17 protein-coding genes are annotated in these 25,647 nt (G+C 65.4%); 11 read left to right on the top strand and 6 right to left on the bottom strand.

Annotated elements, in window-relative coordinates; translation table 11 throughout:
* Position 1 precedes the first annotated feature (1 nt).
* The 3 genes from NV382_RS18090 to NV382_RS18080 all read left to right on the top strand — a co-directional run bounded on the left by NV382_RS18090 (position 2) and on the right by NV382_RS18080 (position 1,935).
* Entirely contained in the window at positions 2–946 is a 945-nt protein-coding gene (locus tag NV382_RS18090) for an alpha/beta hydrolase (RefSeq protein WP_260598174.1), read from the top strand.
* 384 nt (positions 947–1,330) lie between these two features.
* A complete protein-coding gene (locus NV382_RS18085) occupies positions 1,331–1,645 on the top strand; it encodes a YdeI/OmpD-associated family protein (protein WP_260598173.1) in 315 nt (104 codons plus the stop codon).
* Between the two features lie 80 nt (positions 1,646–1,725).
* Entirely contained in the window at positions 1,726–1,935 is a 210-nt protein-coding gene (locus NV382_RS18080) for a DUF4287 domain-containing protein (RefSeq protein WP_260598172.1), read from the top strand.
* Between the two features lie 308 nt (positions 1,936–2,243).
* On the opposite strand, the gene NV382_RS18075 is transcribed toward NV382_RS18080, so the two are convergent.
* Both NV382_RS18075 and NV382_RS18070 read right to left on the bottom strand, forming a co-directional pair.
* Positions 2,244–4,787 carry a glycoside hydrolase family 3 protein gene (locus NV382_RS18075; protein ID WP_260598171.1) on the bottom strand — a complete coding sequence of 848 codons (2,544 nt, stop codon included), beginning with the start codon at positions 4,785–4,787 and terminating at the stop codon, positions 2,244–2,246.
* Positions 4,788–4,867: 80 nt separating this feature from the next.
* Positions 4,868–5,890, bottom strand: coding sequence for a LacI family DNA-binding transcriptional regulator (locus NV382_RS18070; RefSeq protein ID WP_260598169.1), 1,023 nt, complete (start codon positions 5,888–5,890; stop codon positions 4,868–4,870).
* Between the two features lie 232 nt (positions 5,891–6,122).
* On the opposite strand from NV382_RS18070, the gene NV382_RS18065 reads away from it, so the two are divergent.
* From NV382_RS18065 to NV382_RS18040, 6 genes are all read left to right on the top strand, one after another.
* On the top strand, positions 6,123–9,308 hold the full coding sequence (locus NV382_RS18065; RefSeq protein WP_260598168.1) for a TonB-dependent receptor: 3,186 nt from the start codon (positions 6,123–6,125) through the stop codon (positions 9,306–9,308).
* A 134-nt stretch (positions 9,309–9,442) separates the two neighbouring features.
* Complete coding sequence (locus NV382_RS18060) at positions 9,443–10,162, top strand: SapC family protein (protein ID WP_260598167.1); 720 nt, start codon at positions 9,443–9,445, stop codon at positions 10,160–10,162.
* A 5-nt stretch (positions 10,163–10,167) separates the two neighbouring features.
* Positions 10,168–11,199 carry a cupin-like domain-containing protein gene (locus NV382_RS18055; RefSeq protein ID WP_260598166.1) on the top strand — a complete coding sequence of 344 codons (1,032 nt, stop codon included), beginning with the start codon at positions 10,168–10,170 and terminating at the stop codon, positions 11,197–11,199.
* Positions 11,200–11,213: 14 nt separating this feature from the next.
* Positions 11,214–12,692, top strand: a complete 1,479-nt coding sequence (locus NV382_RS18050) for a tryptophan halogenase family protein (protein WP_260598165.1) — start codon at positions 11,214–11,216, stop codon at positions 12,690–12,692.
* Positions 12,693–12,747: 55 nt separating this feature from the next.
* A complete protein-coding gene (locus NV382_RS18045) occupies positions 12,748–13,854 on the top strand; it encodes a Gfo/Idh/MocA family protein (protein ID WP_260598164.1) in 1,107 nt (368 codons plus the stop codon).
* Positions 13,851–14,324 carry a cupin domain-containing protein gene (locus tag NV382_RS18040; RefSeq protein WP_260598163.1) on the top strand — a complete coding sequence of 158 codons (474 nt, stop codon included), beginning with the start codon at positions 13,851–13,853 and terminating at the stop codon, positions 14,322–14,324. Before NV382_RS18045 ends, NV382_RS18040 begins: the two co-directional genes overlap by 4 nt.
* A gap of 2 nt (positions 14,325–14,326) precedes the next feature.
* Here the strand turns inward: NV382_RS18040 and NV382_RS18035 are convergent, their stop codons facing one another.
* The 4 genes from NV382_RS18035 to NV382_RS18020 all read right to left on the bottom strand — a co-directional run bounded on the left by NV382_RS18035 (position 14,327) and on the right by NV382_RS18020 (position 23,531).
* Positions 14,327–15,361, bottom strand: coding sequence for an SMP-30/gluconolactonase/LRE family protein (locus NV382_RS18035; protein WP_260598162.1), 1,035 nt, complete (start codon positions 15,359–15,361; stop codon positions 14,327–14,329).
* Between the two features lie 15 nt (positions 15,362–15,376).
* A complete protein-coding gene (locus NV382_RS18030) occupies positions 15,377–16,792 on the bottom strand; it encodes a carboxylesterase/lipase family protein (protein WP_260598161.1) in 1,416 nt (471 codons plus the stop codon).
* Between the two features lie 508 nt (positions 16,793–17,300).
* Positions 17,301–20,366 carry a TonB-dependent receptor plug domain-containing protein gene (locus NV382_RS18025; RefSeq protein WP_260598160.1) on the bottom strand — a complete coding sequence of 1,022 codons (3,066 nt, stop codon included), beginning with the start codon at positions 20,364–20,366 and terminating at the stop codon, positions 17,301–17,303.
* Positions 20,367–20,480: 114 nt separating this feature from the next.
* Entirely contained in the window at positions 20,481–23,531 is a 3,051-nt protein-coding gene (locus NV382_RS18020) for a glycosyl hydrolase family 28-related protein (RefSeq protein WP_260598159.1), read from the bottom strand.
* Between the two features lie 179 nt (positions 23,532–23,710).
* Between NV382_RS18020 and NV382_RS18015 the strand changes: the two genes are divergently transcribed.
* Positions 23,711–24,277 carry a gluconokinase gene (locus NV382_RS18015; protein ID WP_418066709.1) on the top strand — a complete coding sequence of 189 codons (567 nt, stop codon included), beginning with the start codon at positions 23,711–23,713 and terminating at the stop codon, positions 24,275–24,277.
* An 818-nt stretch (positions 24,278–25,095) separates the two neighbouring features.
* Positions 25,096–25,563, top strand: coding sequence for a hypothetical protein (locus NV382_RS18010; RefSeq protein WP_260598158.1), 468 nt, complete (start codon positions 25,096–25,098; stop codon positions 25,561–25,563).
* Positions 25,564–25,647: the final 84 nt, after the last annotated feature.

Raw genomic sequence — 25,647 nt, 5'->3', positions numbered from 1 at the left:
TATGACCTGGGCGCGCCCGCGCGCGTGGTGGACACGCCTGGTGCTGGCGCTGCCCTTTGTCCTGATCGGCGCGGCGGACGACCCCGCCCCCGTGCCGCCGCCCCGCTATGACGCGATCGCGTTGTGGCCGGGCGGCGCCCCCGGCAGCGCCGCCCGCGCCAAGGAGGCGGAGATCGGCCGCGATTACTGGGTGCGCAACGTGCACGCCCCCTCGCTACTCGCCTTCCCCGCGGCCCCCGAGCACAACAATGGCGCGGCGATCGTCATCGTGCCCGGCGGCGGGCACCGCCTGCTGGTTTGGACCAACGAAGGCACCCGCGTCGCCACCGCGCTCAACCGCTACGGCGTCAGCGCCTTCGTGCTCAAATACCGCCTCGCGCGCGAACCCGGCACGCCTTACTCGATCGAGGGCGACGCGGTTGACGATGCACGCCGCGCGATCCGCTGGGTGCGCGCCAATGCCACACGCTACGGCATCGATCCGGCACGCGTCGGCATCATGGGCTTCTCCGCCGGCGGCGAACTCGTCTCGCTGGTCGCCGACAATCCCGCCCCGCCGCCGCGTACTCGCGCCGCCTACAAACCCGATGCGATCGACGCCCTGAGTGCACGTCCCGACTTCCAGGTGCTCGTCTTCCCCGGACCGCTCGGCATCCCCGCCAAGGCCGCGGCGAGCGCACCCCCCGCCTTCATCACCGCCGGCTCGCTGGACGCCTGCTGCGCCGCCCCCGCGGTGACGCTCTACGAGCAGTTGCGCAAAGCCGGCGTCTCGGCCGAACTCCACATGTATGCCGAGGCCGACCACGCCTTCAATCTCGACGAGAGCAACCGGATCTCGATCCTGCACTGGCCCGATCGCCTAGCCGACTGGCTGGCCGATGGCGGCTGGCTGGAGGCGCGCAAGCATGTGGAACGAGGGCGGGCACCGGGCTCGACGAACAGATAGCGGCTGGCAGCAATCCTGCTACAGCGCATTACAGCATGACGACCCGGACGTGATCACCCTCCCATTCGTATAGAGCGAAGTCGAGATACCTGCGCGGTGACGAGCGTTACCTAACCTCTCCCCTCCCCGTTCGTCCTGAGTAGCCATCGAGTAGCGCGAAGCGCGTATCGAGAGGGCGTATCGAAGGACACGCGATACCGCGCTCCAAAGTGCTTCGATAGGAGCCCTCGATACGGCCTACGGCCTACTCGGTCTCTAATCAGCACGAACGGATATTAGGTAAAGTCCTCCTGTAGTACCCGGATGCCCGTCGACCCGAACGGGTTGATGTAGAACAATCACAGCCTAGGATAGCAAGCTCAACCACCAGCACCCGGAGGTCTCGTGGCAAGCGCATTCCCCCAAGGCACCGTCCACGAAGCAAGCGACGATCTACAGGCGGCCGTGCGCGCCGACCCACAAGTCTTCACGCTCTGGGAAAGCTTGACGCCACTCGGGCGCAACGAGTTCATTTGCTGGGTCGATGATGCGAAACAGCCGGCAACTCGCCAACGCCGCATCCACCGCACCTGCGAAGAATTGCGGGAGGGCAAGAAGCGCCCTTGTTGCTGGCCCGGATGCATCCACCGCACCGACAAGGCGCCCGGCCGATGGCAACAGGCGGTCCTGATCGATCGCCAGCCGAAGACCGGATTGTGATCCCGCGGCGTTGCTCTTGCGATCCTGCCGGTGGAAAGCAAAGATGCTTTGGCGGTGCACAAGATGGGGAATGAGCGACCATGGCCGATGAACCGACCAAAGGACCTACATCCTACTTTCCCTCTATCGAAAAGAAATACGGCAGGCCGATCGCGGAATGGCAGGATCTCATCCGCAGGCACTTGCCGGCAAAGCACATGAATCTGGTCGCGATGCTGAAGAACGACCACGGCATGGGTCACGGACACGCCAACGCCTTGGTCGCACATACCTTGGCAGCAAAAAGCTGATTGATTACACGGTGGATCGCCGGCCCACGTGATGAGCACGACCCGCGCGACCAACCCCCGCCGTTTGTGTCGAGCGAAGTCGAGACACCGCTCGGAGCGCAGTGTCTCGACTTCGCCCGACACGAAGGGAAAGGCTGAGCTCAGCAAGCATCGCTGTTCCCCGGCGAAGGCCGGGGCCCAGGAGCGAAACGTCAATGAAGCGCGCCGCGCTTCGTTACCACCACCTGTCCGCCTGGACCCCGGCGTCCGCCGGGGAACAGCATTGCTGTCGGCTCAGCCGCTACCAGCAAACCAGTAGCAACCCACCCTCAGTCGCATTTCAGCACCCGGTCAGCCGCCGTCCCCAGCGCCACGCGCGCCACCGCGACCTTCATTGCGCCGCGCGTGCTGATCGCAAACGGGGTGGCCACCTGCGCGATCGCGCCCGCCGCACCATAACAACGCAGCGGCACGCCCACCGTCAGCCACTTGCCCTGCGCCACATCGCGCGGGATCGCTGCGCCACCGCAGGTCGCGCCGCATCGCGCCACGATGCGCGCATCGCTCGCCGGCGCGCTGTCGAAGCGCATCGTCGCCACCACCATCACGTCGCCATTGGCCTCGCGTGACAAATCCAGCGACGCCGCCGGGCTCAGCGACACCACCTGCGGGCCGCCGCCGCGCAGGTCGAACGCGCGACCGCCTTCCTGCACGCGCGCGTCGATCGCCGTCACCCGCACGCGGCCGGCGAGCGCCTGCGCCGGCACGGTGGTGATCCGCGTCGTGTCGCTCTCGCCATTGCCGACCGACAGCGACCAGCCCGCGGCAGGCACGCCATCGGCGAAATAGATGCCGCCGGTATCATCGTCAGCAACGCCGGCATCCTCGCCGACCGGCTTCCACGGCATCGGCGCCTCGGTGCCGCTCAGGCCATAGCGCAACGGGAACAAGGTCGGCCCGCCCGGCCGCGCGGTAGCCGGCCACGCCATCGACAGCCGCCCGGTGAAGCCCGGCGCGCTGCCATCGGCGCGCGCGAACAGCCGGTCGGCAATCCCTGCCCCTTCGCTGCCCGGCAACCAGCCGACGACGAACGCATCCGCCGTGTTGAGTTCGGGTCCCACGAACAGCGGTCGTCCGGTCAGCATGACCGCCACCACTGGAATGCCCTGCGCCTTCAACCGCCGCATCGTCGCCAGCGGCGCGCGCAATTCGGGGCGCAGTTGCAGCGCCTTGATGTCGCCCTGGAACTCGGCATACGGCGTTTCGCCGAACACCACGATCGCCGCATCCGGCTTCTTGGCGAACGTACCGCCGGGCGACAGCTCGGCCGAGCCGCCACTCTGCGCGGCTGCCTGGCGGATGCCGCTCCAGATTGATGTCGCACCAGGGAAGTTGGCGTTGGTCAGCCCCGTGCCCTGCCAGCTCAAGGTCCAGCCGCCCGATTGGCGCGCGATATCGTCCGCCGCATCGCCCGCGACCAGGATGTTCGCCCCGCGCTTGAGCGGCAGCACGCCGGTATTCTTCAACAGCACCAGCGACTTCGCCACTGCGTCGCGCGCCAAGGCGCGATGCTCGGCCGATCCCAGCAACTGCCACTGCCCCGACAGCGGCCGCGACGATGGCTTGCCCGCCTCGAACAGCCCGATCTGCAGCTTCACGCGTAGGATCCGCGCCACTGCATCGTTCAACCGCGCCGCCGGCACCGTGCCGTCCTTGGCCTGCGCCAGCAGCGATCCGTACAGCGCGCGCCAGCTGTCCGGCGCCATGTACATGTCGATCCCGGCATTGATCGCCTGCGGGCAGCTGGCATTGGTGCAGCCGGCAACCTGGCCATGCGCGTTCCAATCGGTCACCACGAAGCCGCCGAAATCCATCCGTCCCTTCAGCACGTCGGTAACGAGGCCATGATGCCCGGCGATCTTGGTGCCGTTCCAGCTCGAGAAACTGGTCATCACCGTGCCCACGCCCGCGCCGATCGCCGGCACATAAGGCGCGCCATGCACGTCGCGCAGCGTCTCCTCGCTGATCCGCGCATCGCCCTGGTCGCGACCTTCGAATGTGCCGCCATCGGCGATGAAATGCTTGGTGCTGGCGAGCACGTGGGGACCCGCCAGGATGCGATTGCCCGGCGCGCCCTGCAAACCAAGGATCATCCGCCCGGCATAGCTGGCGACCAGCGCGGGATCGGACGAATACCCCTCATAGGTCCGCCCCCAGCGCGCATCCTGCGGCACGGTGATGGTCGGCGCGAAGGTCCATTCCTGCCCGGTCACGCGGATCTCGGCCGCCGTCGCAGCGCCGATGCGCTCGATCATGTCGGGATCGTTCGCCGCGCCCAGCCCGACATTGTGCGGAAACAGCGTCGCGCCGACGATGTTGCTGTGGCCGTGCACCGCATCGGTGCCCCAGATGACAGGCACGCCCACGCCGCCCGCGCTGCGATCGGTCGAGGCGGCATAGAAGGCATCGGCCAGTTCCAGCCATTTCTGCGCCGGTGCCAGATCGTCATTGCCTGGCCCCGAGCTGCCGCCGTTCAGCACCGACCCCAGATGGTAGCGCTTGACGTCCTCGGGCGTGACGCTGGCGATGTCGGCCTGGATCACCTGGCCGACCTTCTCCTCGATCGTCATGCGGCGCAGCAGATCGGCGATGCGCGCCTCGATCTTGGCGTCGCGCTTGATCGGCCAGGATACCTTCGGCCAGATCGCGGGATGCACCACCGATGACGACGGCCTTGGCGGCACCACTGCCGGCGTCGCGCTCTGCGGCGCGGGCGCGACCTGCGCCCATGTCAGTGCAGGGGCGGCAAGCGCTGCCGACACCGTGGCGGCGCTCAGCAGGAGCGTACGAAGCCTGTCGTGTTTCTGGCGCATCTTTGGGTCCTCTCCGGTGACGTCTTTTCTCAGCCAATCCATGCTTCGTTTATGTCAACGTTGTCAACGAACAAGCCAGCTCAGCGCAGCGGTTCCGCGGCTGATTCGCGGATGATCAGTTCGTGCGCATGGTTACGCCGCATGGTCACGGTGCCACCGTTCAGCTGCGCCAGCACCATGTCGGTCGCGGCGACGGCCATCTCGAACACCGGCTGACGCACCGTGGTGATGCGTGGCCAGCTGATCTGCGCGACTTCGGAATCGTCGAAGCCGACGATCGACACGTCTTCGGGCACGCGCAAGCCCAGCACGCGCGCGGCCATCAGCGCGCCGACGGCCATGTCGTCATTCTGCGCCAGGATCGCGGTCGGCCGGTCCTGCTGCGACAACAGCCGACGTCCAGCCGCCTCCCCGCTCGCGCGCGTGAACATGCCGCCCTCGATCCAGTCCAGACGGATCGGCACACCGGCGGCATGCAGCGCCTGTGTGTAGCCGAGCAGGCGTGCCTCGGTCGCGGCATGCGTCGGGTCGCCCTTGATGATCGCGATGTCGCGGTGGCCGAGCCCGATCACATATTGCGCGATCTCGCGCGCTGCGGTGACATCGTCGACGACGTTGCTGGGCGCGGCATCCAGCGCGCGGGTCGGCGCGATCCGCGCGCAGCGGATGCCGGCGGCGGCCAGATCGGCGAGCAGTTCGGGATGGTCGGAGGCCGGCGGGGCCAGCACCACGCCGTCGAGCGCCGCCGAGCGCAACAGCTGCACCACGTCGCGCGCGCGCTCCGAGATCGACATCACCGGCACCACCACCATGCGGTATCGTTCGTCGCGCAAGCGCTGCAACACGCCCATCTGCAATTCGACGACATAACTCGGCGACGGATTTTCGTACACCAATCCAATGAGATGCGAGCGCCGATTGACCAACGCCTGAGCCATGATGTTGGGATAGTAATTGAGTGAATCGGCCGCCGCTCTGACCCGACGCTTCACATCATCGGTGACATGCGGCTCGCCGTTCATCACCCGCGACACGGTCTTGCTCGACACGGCAGCCAACCGCGCCACGTCGATGATCGTCGTGCGTCGCTTATGGATGGTCAAGGCACATGCAACTTTCTCGTCGACTGACCACGTTGACATACGCACCTTATTCCTGGTGGTCTAGCTGCGTGCTATTTTGGCAACGGATCGACCTAGTTGGGAGAAACTATGAATTAAGTATTGGTGGTCCCGTTGACATCGAAAGACAATTTGGTAGCGTTATCACCTAAGCAGATTCGGACCGTAACGGCCCGAGCGACGACAACGATCGTCGACATCAGGAGGGGATATCATGAAGGCTACCACGCTCATCGCTGCGCTCGCGCGTTCGACTTCCGGTCTGGCACTGGTCGCTGGACTGGCGCTGCCCGCCGCCGCACAAGTCGCGCCAGCTGAGTCGCCCAGCAACGCGCAGCCGGGCTCCAGCCAAGCCGGCAACGTCTCGACCCTGGAGCCTTCCAGTCAAGAGCAGGATGCCGGTGTTGAGAACGACATCGTCGTCACCGGCATTCGTGCCAGCCTCAATCGCGCGATCGACATCAAGCGTAATTCTGCCGGCGTCGTTGATGCGATCTCCGCCGAAGATATCGGCAAGTTCCCCGACACCAACCTGGCCGAGTCCTTGCAGCGCATCACCGGCGTGTCGATCAGCCGCTCCAACGGCGAAGGCTCGACGGTTGCCGTTCGCGGCTTCAGCGGCAACTACAATCTGGTGACGCTGAACGGTCGCCAACTGGCCTCGACCAACATCGACCTCAGCACCGGCAACGCATTCGCGGTCGGCACCGGCCGCTCGTTCGACTTCCAGAATCTGGCGTCGGAGGGCGTTTCCACGCTGGAGGTGTACAAGACCGGCCGTGCGAACATCCCATCGGGCGGCATCGGTGCCTCGATCAACGTGGTCACGCGCCGCCCGCTCGACGCGCGCGAAGACGGCCTGTCCGGATCGATCGGCGGCAAGGCGCTCTACGACAGCTCGGTGGAGGATGCGGAGTCTGATCTGAAGAAGATCACCCCGGAATTCTCGGGCCTGGTCAACTGGAAGAATGCCGACCAGACCTTCGGCGTCAATGTCTTCGGCAGCTATCAGCTACGTGAGTCCGCCTCGGTCCAGTCCAACCCGAACTATTGGAACATCGTACCGCTGGCGACTTTCCTGAACTCGACCACGTACATTACGCCCACCACGAACATCACCAATCGTCCGACCACGCCTTATGTGCAGATTCCGAACGACAGCCGATATCAATTCTCCGAGAACCGCCGCGAGCGCATCAATGGTCAGGCCAACATTCAGTTCAAGCCGACCGACCAGCTGGAGATCACGATCGATGGTTTGTATGCGCGCAACAAGCTGAGCGACGAGCGCAGCGAGCAGACCAACTGGTTCCAGCGGCCGTTCACCGACGTCACGTTCGACGACAACAAGCAGATGCAAACCGCCATCATCCTCGCCGAGGCCAAGCAAGCGGACAAGGGGTACGAGCAGCAGCGGTTCGCCACGAAGACGGAATTGTACTCGGTCGGCGGCAATGTGAAGTGGAACTTCACCGACGCACTATCGCTGAAGCTCGACGCGAACCATTCGAAGTCGACCACCGATCCCGACAATTCGAACGGCACCTCTGCAACGACGATCTCGATCGGCGCGCCCGTCCGTGCGACCCACCGCGTCGACTTCTCGAACGGCTTCCCGCAGCAGTCTGAAACGTTGAACGATTGCAATGCGACGAACGGCGGCCGGGGTGGCAATTGCAACAACCAGCTCGACCTCGGCGATCTTGGTACGCAGATCGCACGCGAGATTTTCTCCCGCCAGGAAGCGAGGGTCAATCAGTTCAACGCGGAATTGGGCTGGGACCTGGGTAACGAGAGCCGTTTCGTGTTCGGCGGCAATTACGTGGATTCGAAGACCCGTTCGGCCACTTCCAACACGCAGCAATTGTTGGGTGACTGGGGCATCACCGACACCGGTCTGGTCGCGACCCAGGCCGGCGATCTTGTCAGCACGTTTTGCCTGACGTGCAAGTTCGACAAATACAACCCGAACTCGACCGGGTCCGCGCTGGTCGCGTTCCGGGGGGACGCGGTCAACCTGCTCAACATCTTCTCGCCTTATTATGCAAACGTGCCAGGGCGTAGCAGAGTCGTGCAGGGTTCGTCGGATGACACGGTGAACGAGAAGACTTGGGCGGTCTACGGGCAGATGGCCTGGCACGGCGACATCGGCGGGCGAAACGCCAACGCCCTGATCGGCGTTCGCTACGAGCAGACCAGAGTCAACTCGCTCGCTCTACAGACGATCCCGGCGGCGTTGGAATGGCAGTCGGATAACGATTTCGCCGTCCTCGGCGGCGCAGCCGGTGGAGCGGTGAACGTGAAGTCGAAGTACGACAATCTGCTACCCTCGCTCGACTTCAATATCGAAGTAGTGGACAGCGTCGTGGCGCGCGCGTCGTTCAGCCGGACCCTGGCCCGCGCGGAATATAGTGACCTGTTTGCCTCCGTGACGGCCAACCAGCCGAACCGCCCGACCGTGCTGGGCTCGGGTACTGCGCCCGCATCGCGTCACAATCCGGCGCTGTTGCCACTGGTGTCGGACAATTTCGACGTGTCGCTCGAGTGGTACTACAAGCCCACGAGCTTCGTCTCGGTCGGGTTCTTCAACAAGAACGTGCGCAACTTCGTCGGCAACCAGGTGACCAACGGCAACCTGTTCGGGTTGCGAGATCCGGGAGCGGGTGCCCCAGGGTCGCGGTCCGGCATCGCGCTGGACTATCTGCGAACCAACAACATCGCCACGACCGACGAGAATCTGTTCGCCTATTCCGCGCTGTTGCAGCAGAATGGCGGCAACCAGGCGGCAGCGACGGCAGCGTTCCAGAATGCATTCGACCCCGCCACGGGTCAGTTCCGCGGAACCTTCTACAACGACCTCGCGCTGGCCGTTAACCTCGTCGGTGATGCCAACGACCCGCTCGTCAACTTCGCGATCAGTGAGCCGATCAACAATCGCGAGGCCAACCTGCACGGCTTCGAACTCGCCTGGACCAACTTCTTCGGTCGATCCGGCTTCGGATTCGCAGTCTCGTACACCAAGGTCGACGGCGATGTGAATGTGGATCCCTATGCTGATCCGAGCGTCAACATCTTCGCACTGACAGGTCTGGGTGATAGCGCCAACTTGACCGGCATCTACGAAAAGAACGGCCTTTCGGCGCGCGTCTCGTACAATTGGCGTGACAAATATCTCGCGGCTACAAACCAGGGCGATAACCGCAACCCGCTGTTCACTGCGGCGTTCGGGACGCTGGATGCGAACATCAGCTACGACATCACCGATAACATCTCGCTGTCGCTCGAGGCCGTAAATCTGACGAGCGAGTCGTTCCGTCAATATGCGCGCACGAAGACCAACCTGGTGTTCGTGCAGGAGTTGAAGCCGCGTTACTGGCTGGGTGCGCGGTTCCGGTTCTGATCGGCTCCGGGAGTGGGGCTTGCCCCACTCCCGACCAAGGTTGAGAAAAGGCCGCGACGCGCTGGTGTAGCGGCCTTTTTCTTTTGTCGTCGCCATCGCGCTGCTAGACCTGAGCAGAAACAGGACCGGAGCGGATGAACCCCGTACAGATCAACAATATCGACCATGCCGATCTGCGGGTCAGCCCGCGGGCCGGCGCTGCATTCGGCGACGCCGCCAACCAGGCGCTGGTCTTCCCGGCCGAATTCGAGGAATTGCAGCGCGAGTTCGCCATCGTCTTCCGCCGCCGTGAAACCGGACTGCAGGCTTATGCCCTGCTGGGCCTGGACAGCGACGAGAATTTGTTTCTGTCCGGCGATCGCTGGACAAGCCGCTATGTCCCCGCAAGCCACCGCCGCGGCCCCTTCTCCATCGGCATCGCACGGGGCGAGGACAACGAGCCCGGCGAGCCAATGCTCCATGTCGATATGGACGATCCGCGCGTCGGGGACGACGCGGGCTTGCCGATGTTCCTGGAGCATGGCGGCAACACGCCTTACCTCGAGCATATCACGGGCGTGCTGCGGCTGCTGTACGACGAAATGGCGCGTGCGCCGGCGGCCTATGCCGCGCTCGATGACGCGGGGCTGCTTGCCACGGTCACGCTCACCATCGATGTCAGCGAGGAGCGCCGCTATACCGTGCCCGACGTGCTGGTGGTTGATGTCGAGCAACTCGCCGCGCTGGCGGGCGAGCCGCTCGAACGGCTGCACCGTTCGGGCATCTTGCGCCTCGCGATCCTCGTCGCGGCCTCGCTCGGCAACATTCAGCAGCTGATTGCCCGCAAGCAACAGCTGCTGAGCACAAGCGGCTGATCCCGATGCCCGCCATCAATCGCCGGACGCGCGTGATCGAGGCGGCGGACGCAAGCACCCTGCCGGTGGGCGAGTTGATCGCCGACGGCCGCCCCGCCATTCTGCGCGGGATCGCTCGCGACGTGCCGCTCGTCGCGGCGGGAATGGAAAGCGCGCAGTCGGCGATCACCTGGCTCAAGCAGTTCGATGGCGGCCGCCCGGTCACCGCCTATGTCGGTGATCCGGCGATCGGCGGGCGGTTCGGCTATGCCGACGATTTCACCGCGCTCAACTTCACCAGGGAACGCGGATCGCTGTCGGGCTATCTCGATCGCCTTCTGGCCAGCCTGGACGATGCAGCGTCCCCCTCCATCTATATCGGCTCGACCGATATCGACCAGTATCTGCCCGGTCTCAGGGAGCAAGCGGCGTTGCCGTTCGGTGATGCCGAATTGCAGGATCATCCCCCGCTGGTCAGCATCTGGATTGGCAACCGCACGACCGCGGCGGCCCATTACGACATGTCGAACAACATCGCCGTCACCCTGGTCGGGCGTCGGCGCTTTACCTTGTTCCCGCCCGATCAGGTCGCCAATCTGTATCCCGGCCCGCTTGATCCGACGCCGGCCGGCCAAGTCGTCTCCACCGTCGATTTCAACGCGCCCGATCTCGCACGCCATCCCCGCTTCGCCGAGGCGCTGGCAGCGGCCGAGGTGGCGGAGATGGAACCCGGCGACGCGCTGATCTACCCCGCTTTGTGGTGGCATCAAGTGGAAGCATTGGATCCGTTCAATGCGATGATCAATTATTGGTGGAACACGTCGCCAAGCTTCATGGACACGCCGCAAAACACCTTGCTGCACGCCTTGCTCAGCCTGCGCGACCGCCCGGCGCACGAGAAAGCAGGATGGCAGGCGCTGTTCGACTATTACGTGTTTGGCGATGCCGCGCGCGCAGCCGAGCACCTGCCACCCCAGGCCCGCGGCGAGCTGGCACCGCTCGACACAATCGCCGCGCGCCGGTTGCGCGCCAAACTGCTGCAGCGGCTCAATCGGTGAGGAGGGAACAAGCCATGGACACACCCAAGACTCGCGTGGTGATCGCCGGCGGCGGCACGGCGGGGTGGCTCGCCGCGGCGCTGCTGACGCGGCAATTGGGCAAGCTGGTCGATGTCACCCTGGTCGAGTCCGAGGAGATCGGCACGGTCGGCGTGGGCGAGGCGACGATCCCGACGATCCGCGCCTTTCACGCGCTGATCGGGCTCGACGAGCGCGATTTCGTGCGCGCGACCGGCGCGACGTTCAAGCTCGGCATCGCCTTCGAGAACTGGACACGACCCGGCTCGCGTTACATCCACTCGTTCGGCGATGTCGGCAAATCGACCTGGATGGGCGACTTTCAGCATTTCTGGCTCGCCGCGCGGCAAGACGGCAGTGCCTCCCCAATCGACGCCTATTGCTACGAGGCGCAAGCCGCCGAGGCCGGGCGCTTCGCGATCGGGGGCGATGCGCAGGTCAATTACGCCTATCATTTCGATGCCGGACGCTATGCCCGCTACCTGCGCGAGCGCTGCGAAGCCTCGGGCCTGAAGCGCATCGAAGGCCGGATCGCACGGGTCGAACAGGATGGCGAGAGCGGCGAGATCGTCGCCCTGGAACTGGCATCGGCCGAGCGCGTCGCAGGTGACCTGTTCATCGATTGCACCGGCTTTCGCGCGCTGTTGATCGGCGAGACGCTGGGCATCGGCTACGAAGATTGGAGCCACTGGCTGCCCAGCAACCGCGCGCTCGCGGTTCAGACCCGCTCGACCGGCCCCGCTTTGCCCTATACCCGTGCGATCGCGCACCAGGCCGGCTGGCAATGGCGCATCCCGTTGCAGCACCGGATGGGCAACGGCATCGTCTACAGCGCCGATTACCTGTCCGACGATGCGGCGCAGGCATTGCTGCTCGGCTCGGTCGAAGGCGAGACGTTGGTCGAGCCGCGGCTGATCCGCTTCGCCACCGGGCGCCGGATGCGCGCGTGGGAGAAGAATTGCGTCGCGCTCAGCCTCGCCTCGGGCTTTGTCGAGCCGCTCGAATCGACCAGCATCCATCTCGTCATGACCGCGCTGACCCGCCTGGTGCAGCTCTTTCCGTTCGGCGGCAGCACGCCCGCCATCTCCGCGCGGTTCAACGCCATGGCCCGCCACGAGCTGGAGGATGTGCGCGACTTCATCGTCATGCATTACCACCTCAACGCGCGCGACGAACCGTTCTGGCGCGCATGCCGCGAGATGCAGATCCCCGACACGTTGAAGGCGCGCATCGCTTTGTTCGAGGAGGATGCGCATGCCTATCAGGGCGCGGACGAGCTGTTCCGGGTGAGTTCCTGGCTGCAAGTGATGCTCGGCCAGGGTGTGACGCCGGCGCGTTTCCATGCGGTGGCGCGGCTGATGCCGCCGGCGCAGCTGGCGGGTGCGCTGGGCGATCTGGCGAAGGGCATTGCCGGCCAGGTTCGGCGCCTGCCCGCGCATCAGGCCTTCGTCGATCGATACGTCTCGGCAACCTGACGCTTTGCCATACCGACCGCGGCAGCGGTCACAGGATAAACAAGGGAGGATTGTCATGGAATTTGGACGACGCGATATCCTGATTTCCGCGGCCTCGATGGTGGTGGGATCGAGCGCGCTCGCACGCGCCACGCCGGATCGCCCGCTCGGCTATGCCATCGTCGGCCTGGGCGGCTACGGGCTGAAGGTGATCATCCCGCAATTCGCCAATTGCACGCACAGCCGGCTGGCGGCGGTGGTCAGCGGCGATCCCGCCAAGGCCAGGCGAGTCGCCGCCGAGCATGGCCTGCCCGAACGCTCGATCTACTCGTACGATACGTTCGACACGATCCGCGACAATCCGGACGTCGACATCGTCTATGTCTGCCTGCCGAATTCGATGCACGCCGAATATACCGTACGTGCCGCTCGCGCCGGCAAACACGTGCTGTGCGAAAAGCCGATGGCCGTGTCGGTGGCGGAATGCGAGACGATGATCGCGGCGTGCAGGGCAGCCAACCGCAAGCTGATGATCGGCTATCGCTGCCATTTCGAGCCGTTCAACCTGGAGGCGATGCGGCTGGCGCGCGCCGGGGAAGCGGGCAAGATCCGCTATGTCCGCTCCGAACACGGCTTCGTCCAGCGCGATCCGTCGGTGTGGCGGCTGAAGCGCGCGCTGTCGGGTGGCGGATCGCTGATGGACATGGGCGTCTACAGCCTGCAGGCGGCGCGCTACATGACCAATGAGGAGCCGATCGCGGTCACCGCGCGGGAATCCACCGATCGCCGCGATCCGCGCTTCACCGAGGTCGAGGACATAATCGATTGGACGCTGGAATTCCCGTCGGGCGCGATCGCCAGTTGCCAGTCGATGTACAGCGCCAACCAGAACCATATCCTGCTGATGGGCGACAAGGGCCGCATCGAGCTCGAGCCGGCGACGCGCTATGACGGCAATCACATGTGGCTGGGCAAGGACGGGCGCGAGCGCGAAGTGACCCCGCCGCCCGGGCCCGCCAAGACGCAGTTCGCCGGGCAGCTCGACCACATGGCGCAATCGGTGCGCACCGGGCGCGAGCCGATCGTGTCGGGCAAGGAAGGCCTGCGCGACATGCGCATCGTCGAGGCGATCTACCGCTCCGCACGGGAGGGGCGCACGATCCGGCTGGACCGGCGCACATGAGCCGGGTGCTGGCACTCGCGCTGCTGGTGCCCGTCGTGGCGCCGGTACAGGCGCAGACCGTCGCGGATCCCACCAGCTTTGCCGGCAGTGCCGAGGTGACGGCGCAGGTTGCCGCCATGGCCAAGGGCATGAAGCCGGGCCAGGGCTTTGCGTGGCAGCCGCTGGTGCGCGACGGCAAGACGGTCGCCGCGCTCGAATATTGGAAGAAGCGGGGGCGCCCGGCGGTGCATCCGGACCAGGCGGAATATGCCATCGTCATTGCCGGGCGCGGCACGCTGGTCTCGGGCGGGACGTTGGTCGAGCCGACCGTGACCAAGCCGGACCTGACCGAGGGTGCGCGGATCACCGGCGGCACCACGCGAGCGCTCGGGCCGGGCGACGTCATGCTGATCCCGGCGGGCGTGCCGCACTGGTTCGGCATCAGCGGCGAGCGGCTGGTGCTGCTCGGCACCAAGCTGCCCGCACGCTGAGCTCAGCCCTGCCAGCCGGGGCGTAATGGCAGGCGCAGGATACGGTCGTTGGCGGTCATGAACAGCGCGCGGCCGCCCTCCCCGAACGCGCAATTGGCGATCGGCGCGCCGGTCGAGATCAACCCCAGCGGTTCGGCCTCGGGCGACAGGAACATCATGCCGCCGGGCACCGAACAGACGAGCGTCCCGTCGCGCGCGACCTTCATGCCGTCGGGCAGGCCCGGCGCGCCGCCGGCCTGCATCGGCTTGGCGTCGAGCCATACACGGCCACCAAGCGGCCGGCCCGCGGCGTCGAGATCATAGACCATGATGCGCGGCGACACTTCGTCGGATACCGACACGTACAGCCGCCGCTCGTCGGGCGACAAAGCGATGCCGTTCGGGCGCGTCAGGGTCCCCTCGAGCAATTCGACGGTGCCATCCGGCAGCCGGCGATAGACGCCGTTGACCGGCTGTTCCTTGAGCGACGAGGCATCGCCCCCTTCCAGGCCGTAGGGCGGATCGGTGAAGTAGATCGCGCCGCTGCGCGCGACATGCATGTCGTTGGGACTGTTGAAGCGCTTGCCCTGATAGCGATCTGCCAGCACCTCGCGTCGGCGAGTGCGGAGATCGAGACGGTCGAGCGACCGCCCACCGCTATTGGCGATCAACAGCTTGCCCCCGGCATCCAGGGACAGGCCATTAGCGCCAGGCTCGCGGATCAACTTGGGATCGGTGCCGCCCGCGCCCGACGGCGACAGGAACGGCGCCGCCGCCGCGCCCTTGCGCCACCGGCGCACGATGTTGGCGGGCGGATCCGAGAACAACAGATACTGCCCGTTCTCGACCCATACCGGCCCCTCGGCCCAGCGTATGCCGGTCGCGATCACCTCGATCCGTGCGCCGGGCGCGACCATGCGGTCGAACGCCGACGCGATGCGGCGGATACGCGGCACGACGGGCGACGCTGCCCAGGCACCGCTGCCGGCCAGCGCCAGCCCTGCCCCCAGCACCGTCCGCCGGCTCGGCGCGAACCGCGCACTCACAGCATCGTCCATTCGGTCCATCCTCATTTACTTGGTGGTCGCGATCGCGGGCGCGGGTGCCAGGCTGGCGCCGCCCGCAGCCGTCAGCGTCAGCATCGGATGGCCTGCGCTCGCATGGTCCGCCCACGTCGGCAGGCCGGCGCCGTTCGCATTGCCCGTCTTCACGAAATTGACCAGATAGCCGCTCGCCGTCCGCCCGGCGGCCAAGTCCGCCGCCGTCGTCTGTGCGCCATATTTGATCGCTGCCGTATCGAAGAAGAACGGTATGTCGCTGGCATGCGACGCACCCTTGGTTGCGGGCGTGCGCACCGATCCGGCGACATAATCGAAGCGATAGTAGAAGACCGGCACGTTCTTGCGCACCAGCAGGTCGGCGACGTCGCGCGCGCCGGTGATCATATAGCCGTCCGCGCCGCCGATATCGTCGCTGGTCGCGCCGATCATCACCGGCACGTGCGCGAAGCGATCCGCCTCGTACGCCGCGCGTGCATCGACCGCGATCCGCCCGTCGGCCACCGGGCCGCTATAGCTGCCACCCGCCTGCCCCATCGATGCGAGGTTCAGCCCGTCCACCACCTGCGCTCCGGTCAGTGCGCGAAGCTTCGCCAGCGCCTGCGGATCGTCCGGCTGGATGCCGCGCGCCTGCGCGAAGGCGACACCCGCGGCCTCCGCCGTCGCCAGCGTCTTGCCACCCGATGCGGCATTCCCACCGGACTGCACAACGGCGCGCTGGAACAGCCCCTTGGTCAGCGGCGAGGTGACGAGCGCGTGCACCGACATGCCGCCAGCGCTCTCGCCGATGATCGTCACGTTGGCCGGATCACCGCCAAACGCCGCAATATTGCCCTGCACCCAGCGCAAGGCAGCGATTTGGTCCATATAGCCATAGTTTGCCAGCTGCCCGCGATCGGCATCGGCGGCCGTCAATTGCGGGTGCCCGAAGGCGCCGAAGCGGCCGATGCGGTAATTGAAACTGACCACCATGATGCCCTGCTTCGCCAACGCCGCACCAGCATAGGTGGGCGGCGAGGCGCCGCCGTTGACGAAGCCGCCGCCATAGATCCACACCATCACCGGCAATTTCCGCGCCGCACCCGCCGGTCGCCAGACATTGGCATAGAGGCAATCCTCGGCCGGCGCGGTGCCGAGCGGCGCCGCGTCGCTTGGGAAAGGCAATTGCATGCAATCCGGGCCGTAAGCACGCGCATCACGCACCCCTGCCCAGCGCGCGGCCGGCTGCGGCGCGCGCCAGCGCAACGGCCCGACTGGCGGCGCCGCGAACGGAATGCCCTTGAAGGCAGTGACGCCGTCCCTGCTTTGCCCGCGCAGGCTGCCGGACGCTATCTTGACGACCGGAGCGGCGGCCGGGACCGGCACATCCGCCGCGGCGGTGAGGAGCAGCGCCGAGGCTCCGGCAAGTAGAGCGTGGACTATGGGCGGCATATCTTTCCCCTGACGGATCTTGGCCGGCGATAGGCGCCGATACGTCACCATAGCGTGCCGCCGCGTCATGGCGAGCACCGCTGTGGCGACGGGTGAGAGGGTGGTTCGAATTCAGGTGCGCTGCACCGACGCTGAAAGACGCGTTGCATTGCCTCCTCCAGTTCCCCCGCGAAAGCGGGAAAACATGAGGCATGCATCAACCAAGCCGTCACCCCGGACTTGTTCCGGGGTCCACCAGGCGGCTTGCCATGCCGATGCGCTTGGGACGCAGAGCGTGCGGCAGGACCCCGGAACAAGTTGGCGGTTATACCCTTCGAACAAGTAATTCGCCGTCATCCCCGCGTAGGCGGGGACCCATATACTCGAACGTCTGCATTTCATTCGCTAAGCCCGCCACTATGGATCCCCGCCTTCGCGGGGATGACGAACCATGTCTGAAAGAGATAGTTGCCGAACAAGTTCGGGGTGACGGGTATGAAGGTAGCGACCGCTCCCCGCCCCCAAAACCCTAGAACCGCGCGCGGACGCCCACACGATAGATCCGCCCCAGCGTATCGTAGAGCGCCGGGTTGACGTCGAGCCCGGTATTGGTCTGCGGTGCCGGTGCCGGATCGTGATCGAACACATTGTCCACCTTGCCGTACAGGCTGACCCCCTTGGTGATGTTCACCGATCCGCTGACGTCGAGATAGAAGGCACCCTTCATCTTGTTATAGTCGATCGTCGGGTGCTGGCCGTCCGAGACCGGGCAGGATGATGTGCAGACGACATATTGGTTGCCGAACACGCCGTTGGAGAACCAGCGCTCCTGCAGCGTGAAGCTGAACGCGTCATTGTCGTAGCTCTGCGTCGCCAGCCACTTCCAGTCCGGCGTGTTGCCGGTATTGGCGCCGGCCTGATCCACCGTGGCGACACCGGCGATCCCGGCATTGACGAGGAATTTGCGCACATGCGTGCCAAGCGCCCGGACGGTGAAATTGCCCGGCAGGCCGAGCGGCTGGTTCCATTGATAGCTCGCTTCGATGTCGAACCCATCGGTCTTCCACGAAGCGAGGTTGAACGGCTGCACGTTGATGAAATTGCCGCCCTGGGTCGGGCTGTCCAGCACGAAGCCGCCGCAGAACTCCTGCAGCCCGTCCTTGCAGAATTGCACGATCTGCTGCGCCGACAAGGTCGAGATCACGCCGCTCAGCTTGATGTTGTAATAGTCCAGCGACAGGCTCAGCCCCGGCAGGAAGGACGGCCGGGCCCAGACGATACCCACTTCGGTGTTGCGGGCGATTTCGGGCTTCAGATCGGCATTGCCGATCGTGTTTTGGAACGCCTGCACGGCGCCGCCAGTGCCACCATTGGCGAACGGATTGTTGAAGTTCGGCAGCGTGGTGACGGTCGGCGCGGCGAACAACTCCGACAGGTTCGGCGCACGCACGTCGCGCGAGGTGACGACGCGCAGTCGCACGCCGTCGAGCGGCGTTTCCCAGGTGCCGCCGACCTTCCACGCCCACACCGTGCCCGACGTGCTGTAATGCGTCATGCGCGCCGCGCCGTTCAGGTTCGCGGTACCCACCCCATCGCCCTTGAACAACGGCAGGTTGAGCTCGAGAAAGCCTTCGTACACGTCATACTTGCCGCTGCCGTTCTTGTAATTGCCCGCCGCCCAGTTGCTGCCCTGCGTGGCGTTGAGCAGGGGATCGGCCGGATAGTCGGCGCTGTTAGGGCTGACGGCGGTCACGCCGGCACCATAGGGATCGCCGGTCACGCGGTAGAACTCCCGGCGGTACTCGCCGCCGAACGCCACGGAGAGCGGCCCTGCCCACAGGTTGAGCGGCTCGCCCGAGAAGTTCAGGCTGACCACGTCCTGCTTCAGCTTGGTACGCTGGAACGGACCGTTCTCGGGCGTGACATAGGCCAGCGCCGCCGATGAGGGTGCTGCGCCACCGAAGATGTTGATCGGCTGGCATCCCGCCGCGCGCGCCGCGGCGTCCGCGCAGACGATCGCGCCGTTCAGCGTGATCGCGTTGGTCGCGGCCACATAACGGTTCTGCAACACGATATCGTCGACATCGATGTCCGACAGCGTGACGCCGTGCTGATAATAAGTGTCGTAGGTCCAGTCGGTCCCCGCGGCATCGAACTTGCCCGCCGCGCCGACGACGAAGCGATATTGCCGGCGATCGGTCTGCACCCGGGGATCGGGGAAGTTCGCGTTGCTCGTGCCGAAACTGAACGAGGTAATGCCAGCGGTGGTGCAGCGGTCCCGCACCAGCTGGGGCAGATACGGGTTGGCGCACTGCACGGTCAGGCTTGGTCGGTTATAGCCCGGGCTGGGATTGTTGGCGGTCTTCACCTGCGCGATGTTGGCGGTGAAATAGAGCTCGTTATTCTCGGCGAAGTCGAAGCCGATCCGCCCGAAGCCGTTGATCCGTTCGAGCGAGGATTTGAGCGACGCGCCGGAGCCCGGGGCGCCCGACAGATCGCCACCGATGCAGAAAGCGGCCGACGAGTAGCAACCGGTCACCGTGCCGGTGCCCGTCGGCTGCCCGCCTGATCCATAACTGAAATTGAACGGCGTCCCGTTCTGGTCGAAGGCGATGCCCTGCAGCGGCCCGTTGTTGATCAGGCCGAAGCGTGAATATTGGTAGGGCTGCGCAAAATCGCGGTAGAGATATTGCGGCGAGCCGCTGGAAAGCTGCCCGGTGTTGATCAGCGTACTGGCGCGATACCAGTCGCGGCCCTTGGCCAGATCGGTGCCGAAGTCGCCCGGGCCGACGCCGTCTTCATGATCGTATTCGCCGCTTACGATGACGTGCAGACGATCGTCGAAGAAGGATTTGCCCACCGCCGCCTGAACGAGCGCTTGTTCGTCGTCGCCATAATTGGTGATGCCGCCCTGGACATTGCCCTTGAAGCCTTCGAACCGCGTATCGGTGATGAAGTTGACCACGCCGCCGACCGCATCCGAACCGTAGGAGGCAGATGCACCACCGGTCACCACGTCGACCCGCTTGACCAGCAATTGCGGGAACATGCTGATATCGGGCACCCCCGTCACGTTCGCGCCGACGACACGCTGGCCGTCGAGCAGGGTCAGCGTGCGGATCGCCCCCAGACCGCGCAGCGAGAAGGAACTCAACCCCTGCGTGCCGCTCGACGTGCTGAACGTGCCGGTGGCAGCGCCAGTTGAGCCCTGCAGCGAGGGCAATTGCGCGATCGTGTTGAAGATGTTGGGCTGCGCGTTCTTCAGGATCTGGTCCTCGCCGATGACCGTCGTCGGCGTGGGTGCGGCAAACCCGCTGGTGCGGATGCGCGTGCCGGTGACCACCACTTCGGCGCTGCTCGTCGGCTCCGGCTCCGGATCGGCATTGCCGTCGACCGTGGTCTGCGGATTGATCGACTGATCTGGCGCGGCGAGATCGGCGGAGCGCGTGGAGTCGGGCACGCCTGCGGTCTGGCTGGGCGCTGTCTGTGCAGCCGCCGGCGTGACCATCAAGGCAGTGGCCAGTGCTGCGGAACTGATAGCGCTACCGCGCAAAGCCGCCAGCAGCCGGCGATCGGTCGATACGATACCCATCATCATCCCTTCCTGATGGCGCGTGCGTCTTCTTGCGAGCCGCTGCGCCGTTGATTCTCGTGTCTCTACCGGATCGCGCACGCGCCATCATCTACGACCATGGTCGCGGGGGAAGGCCTATGGTTGGGCCGCATACAGCGCATGGTGCGCGAGGATGAACAAGGTGCGCCCATCCGCGCCGCCGAACAGCAGTTGCAACGGGCGCTCCGGTACGTCGATCCGCCCCTGTTCGCGCCCGTCCGCGCCGTAGACGAACACCTGCCCATTGGCGACGTACACGCGCCCGTCCGGCCCGACCGCGACGCTCTCGCCACCGCGCGCAGCGAACGGCTTCAGGTCGGTCACCACGCCACCCGCGCCGAGCAGGCCGCTATAGGTGCGGTTCTCCGACCCGTTGGCGAGATAGACCCGCTCGCCCAACGTACCGGTAACGAAGCCGTACGTGTCGAGCGTATCGGAAAAACGCCAGCCGAGATGATCGGTCGGGCCTTGTTGCCAGACGCGGTAGGCCGGGAGCACGAGGCTGCCATCGGGGGAGACATATTCGCGCGACTTTGCCGCGCTCATGTCGCGCGCGATCATTTCGTTGAGCGTCGTGAAGCGGTCGGCGGCGGGATCGTATTGGTCGCGGAACTCACCATTGTTCCAGAAGCTGCCGGGCAGCGCCACCCGCGCGCCGCGCCGCTCGGCGGTCGGCGTCGGCGCGATCAGCCGCACCTCCTGCGGCTTGCCGGGATCGATGCTGTAGACGGTGGCTTCTGACCCGGCCGACGACAGGACGAGCAATTTGCCCGAACGATCGACCGCCAGGTTCACCGGGTCGAGCGGCGCGTCGGCGACGATCGACAGACCGTCCTTGTCCGACCAGCCATGAATGCGGTGGAATTGTCGATCGATGAAGTACAGCTTGCCTGCCGCATCCACTGCCCCGCCCCCGATCGAATAGAAGCCGTCGGAAAGCTTGCGCACCGGGGCCAGAGACGGTGTGACAGTCGCCGACGCATCGCCGATGTCGAGCACCGCAAACTCCCGCTCGCGCACCTCGGCGCCGCGCGTCACGTCCTGGATCGCATTTTCGTACGGGTATTTGCTGGCCCGCAGATAGGTGTCGCAGCCGCTGTCGTCGCAGGTGGAAAAGCCGCTCTCGGCATTCACATGCACGTTGCGGAACCGGATCCCGCTCGAATTATACAGCTTGATCGCCGCCGGCGCCGGCTGGAGCGAGCGGGTGACCCGGTAGCCATGGAAATTGGCGAACAGGATGTCGTGTGAGTTGCGCACCTCCAGCGCCACGGTCGCGCGGCTCTCGCCCGCTTCCTCCTCGGTCTGCGGCGCCAGGAACTCCCAATTGCGCACCCCGTCCAGCACGATCTCGGCGCGCACATGGTGCTCCGCCGACATCTGGTAGACGTGCCCCGGCGTGCTGGTGTTCGACACGTACAGCCCGGCCTGGGCATAGGTGTTGGGCGTCCACAGCCCGTTGAACGTGCCACCACCACCATCGGTGACCCACAGGCTGGGATACTGCCCGTCCCAGCGCTTCTTCGGATCGACATCTGCCGTGTGGTTCGCGTTGTATGGGTCGAAGCGGCTGCCATCGGCCAGGCTGGTGCCATGCCCGCCCTGGAATTTGACGTCGTCGACCAGGGAGGCGGCACCGGCGCGCCACAGCATCCCGGTCGCGCGCGGATTGATCCCGCCGGTGAACAGCCCCAGCCCGGTGACGATCGCATCGCTGCCCTTGGCGCTCTCGATCAGCGCCTTGGCCGCGCCGACGCCGCGGTAAGCAGGCGTGTCGTCCGCCAGCACGATCTGCGTCAGGCTCGGATGCAGGCCGATCAGCACGCTGTCGGGCCTGAGCTTCAACGTGTCGGTCACGCGGTAGAAGCCGGCCGGAAAATAGAGCACGCGGTGCGTATCGATCGCGCGCTGGATCGCCGCCGTATCATCGCTGACATTGTCGCCCTTGACCCCGAGCGAGCGCACGTCGCGCCACGCTGATACGGTCGGAAACGCGCGGATCGCCGGCGCCGCGGGGCGCGGCAACGCCGCCAATGGCGCGGCATCCATGCGCGTCGCGAACGTGCCGCTCGCGCCGGGCGAGGGCAGCGTCAGGCCGTAGGTGAACTCCTTCACGCGGTAGCGCGGGCCCATTCCGGCGATGGTCTTTCCGCTGTCGCGAAAGCGCGCGAACACTGGCGTGCCGCTTGCCGTCGCATCCTGGAAACCGATCTGCGTGTAGCTGTTGCCTTCGTTGCTGATGATCACGCCGGCCTGCGACACGTTCTCGAACCTCACCCGGCTGCCCCACAGCCAGTCGCCATAGCCGCGGTCGATCTCGATCCCGACCGGTACGTTGCGGATCACGGTATTGACCAAGGTCAGCCCCGCCTCATGCTCGCGGATCGCGGCATCGCGCTGCCCGTCGAACGTGGAATCGAGCAAGGTGTATTGCCAGGCGGGCGAGGTCTTCTCGGTCAGGATGCCATAGCGGCCGCCATAAAAGCGCAGGTCCATGCCGATATTACCGACCTGGTAGATCCCGGCCAGCGCCGATCCCAAGCGGAAGTCGATATGGCTGAGATAGGCATGCTGCGCGACATGGAAGCGCACGGCGGTCGCGGCGGGATTGCCCGCGCCAATCTCGAAATCGACGTTTGACATGGCTGAATAGAAGGTGCCGGAATTGGCGTCGGCGATGTTGGCGTCGAACGGCACGCTGGTCGGCGGCGGGACCGGCACGCGTGGCGCGGCAACCTTCCCGCCCGGCCCCAGCGCGGCGCCGCCGGGCCGGTTGCCGGTGAAGAAGATCATGCTGCCCACGCCCTGCTGAAAGCCGCTGGTCGCGGGTGCTAGGACGAACACCGGGCGCGTCTTGCCCACCCCGAACAGCCGCACGCCGGGCCACATGTACAGCGTCCGGCTCAATCGATAACGCCCCGCCGGCAGGAACACGATCCCGCCACCCGGCTTGCCCGCAGCGTCGATCGCCGCCTGGATCGCGGCGGTATCGTCCGCCACGCCATCGCCGACGCCCTTGGCGACGATCGCACTGGGATCGGAAGGCATCGCGGCCAAGGCCGATGGCCCTGCCCAGGCCGGTGCCGCGATGGCCATGGCCGTCAGCGCCGCGATGCCCCACCCGATACGCTGCGCCCGTCGTGCCATCATGCTGCCCTCGCCCAGGTCGATAAATGCCGGATCATGTCCATGCTATGCCGAATAGACGCTGGGCGACACCCGGCACGACCGCGACAAAGGTCGTAATGGTCAGGCCACGATGCACGCCCGATAGCAGCCGACCATTCGGTCTCGTCGGAGACCGTCCCGACACGCAAGGATGCGCGGTGCACGCACACGACCGGAACGCACTGCCGCCCGCCGCGATCATCGCCATGGGGGTCAGCGGCAGCGGCAAATCGACGCTCGCCGCCTGCCTTGCCAAGCGGCTCGGCTGCCCGGCGATCGAGGGCGACGATTACCATGCCGCCGCCAGCATCGCCAAGATGCGCGCCGGCCATCCACTCGACGATGCCGACCGCTGGCCCTGGCTCTATCGCCTCGGGGGCACGATCGGCGCGGCGGTGGCGCGCGACGGGATCGCGGTGGCCGCCTGTTCCGCGCTCAAACGCAGCTATCGCGAGCGTCTGGCGGCGGCGGCCGGCGTCCCGCTGCGGTTCGTGCTGCTCGACGGCACCCACGACGAGATCGCCGCGCGGCTCGCCACCCGCACCGCGCATTACATGCCAGCGACCTTGCTCGACAGCCAGTTCGCCGCGCTGGAACGGCCGGGTGCAGACGAGGATGCCTTGATCCTGCCGGCGTCACGCTCAGCGGAGGAATCGTGCACCGACGTGCTCGACTGGGTCGTGGCAATGCCTGAACCGGGCAGTAGGGCCTGGCGGCAAGTTTGAGTTACGGTGAAGCTTCCACCAAAACCGGCGAGTTAGCAAACGCCCCGTTGCCGACATGGCTGCGGTGGCAGATAAGTGGCCAATGCGCTGCTTCGTTCTTATAATTCTGATGCTCGAACTGGGCTCCTGCGGGCGAACGCCGCCCGAGCGGCTTGCCCAATGTTGGAGCGCACAAACCTTTAGTCATGGACAAAGGCTTGTTGGGCGTGTGACCATCTTGGTCACGCTGCCGCCGCGTGATTTCTCAGGTTTCCAAGACGCTTCGCCGTTGGTCATGGCTTCGCCGACTCGGCGCGAACACGGCTCATTCGCGATTGAAGGCAGCTACCAAGATCGACTGCTTCGAGAAGGAGCTAATCGACCAGCCATCGGAGATTCTTGGGATCGAGCTTTTCTTGCTGACGTGGAAGGAACAGTCAGGATGGATCGCTCTGACCTCGAAGGGAGTCATGCCCAAGCGCCTGAGCGCCTCGTCTTGTCTCGCGTGAGAAATCTAAAACCAATTGCTAAACCTAATTGGGGACATTGGTGAAGCGCCTCGTGCGAAATAGCCGCAATCCACCAATCTCAGCCATGGCAGCTAACGCCCAGTTGCCGTTGCTGAGCGCGCGCAATGCTCGCCTTGGAAGCTGTCATAGGTCGGGTGTTCACAGACCGATCCGGCGGCAAGCTATCTTCGACGGTCCGTCGAACGGCTGATCATTTTGTGGCTATCGTTGGCAATTGCGTATTCCGAGGAGTTTGGACGCGAAACGCTTGCTCGGTAAGGTCAATGTAACTTGTTGCGGTCGATATTCCTGTAAACGGAGGGCGGAATTATGCGTTTTGCTTGGCTGACGGCGGCTGCTTTTCTGAGTGGTTGCGGAGGTGGGGCGTCTTCTACTGATCCCTGCACGGTGTTAGGGGAAGAGAAACTGAGCGAGATCGCGAAATCGACCGTCACAAAAAAGGAGCTGACCGGCCCAAGGGAGGTCGGCGGGGAGACTGTCTCAACCTGTGATGTCGACTTCTCGGATGGCCAGTGGCTCACGATCAGCTTGGCTCGTCGTGACAAGCCCATCGACGATGCTACCCTCGCGACCTATTCGCACCGCGATAGTACGTTGTCGGCCCAATATGGATTTCCGATCTTCTACGACGGCGAAAAGGACCTTGAAGCCTTCCCCAAGCCGGACCGGCGCGCCCATCTCCGCATGGGGAAAAACGCAGGCCAGGGTTATGCCCAATCGTCTCCGGCGAATGTGGCAGACAAGCTGCGCGCGGTCCTTGCCGCCATCCCGCGATGAAGGGCATAGCAGAAGTCCGGTGGCAACTTGCAGCCTTCCGGGCTCAGGCGTCAACGATAATGCTGCGGAGCCTGAGCGCCTCGA

It is taken from the genome of Sphingomonas endolithica, assembly GCF_025231525.1.
Classification (GTDB): domain Bacteria; phylum Pseudomonadota; class Alphaproteobacteria; order Sphingomonadales; family Sphingomonadaceae; genus Sphingomonas; species Sphingomonas endolithica.
The sequence above is the reverse complement of the archived record's forward strand: the minus strand, read 5'-3'. Positions and strand labels throughout refer to the sequence as shown.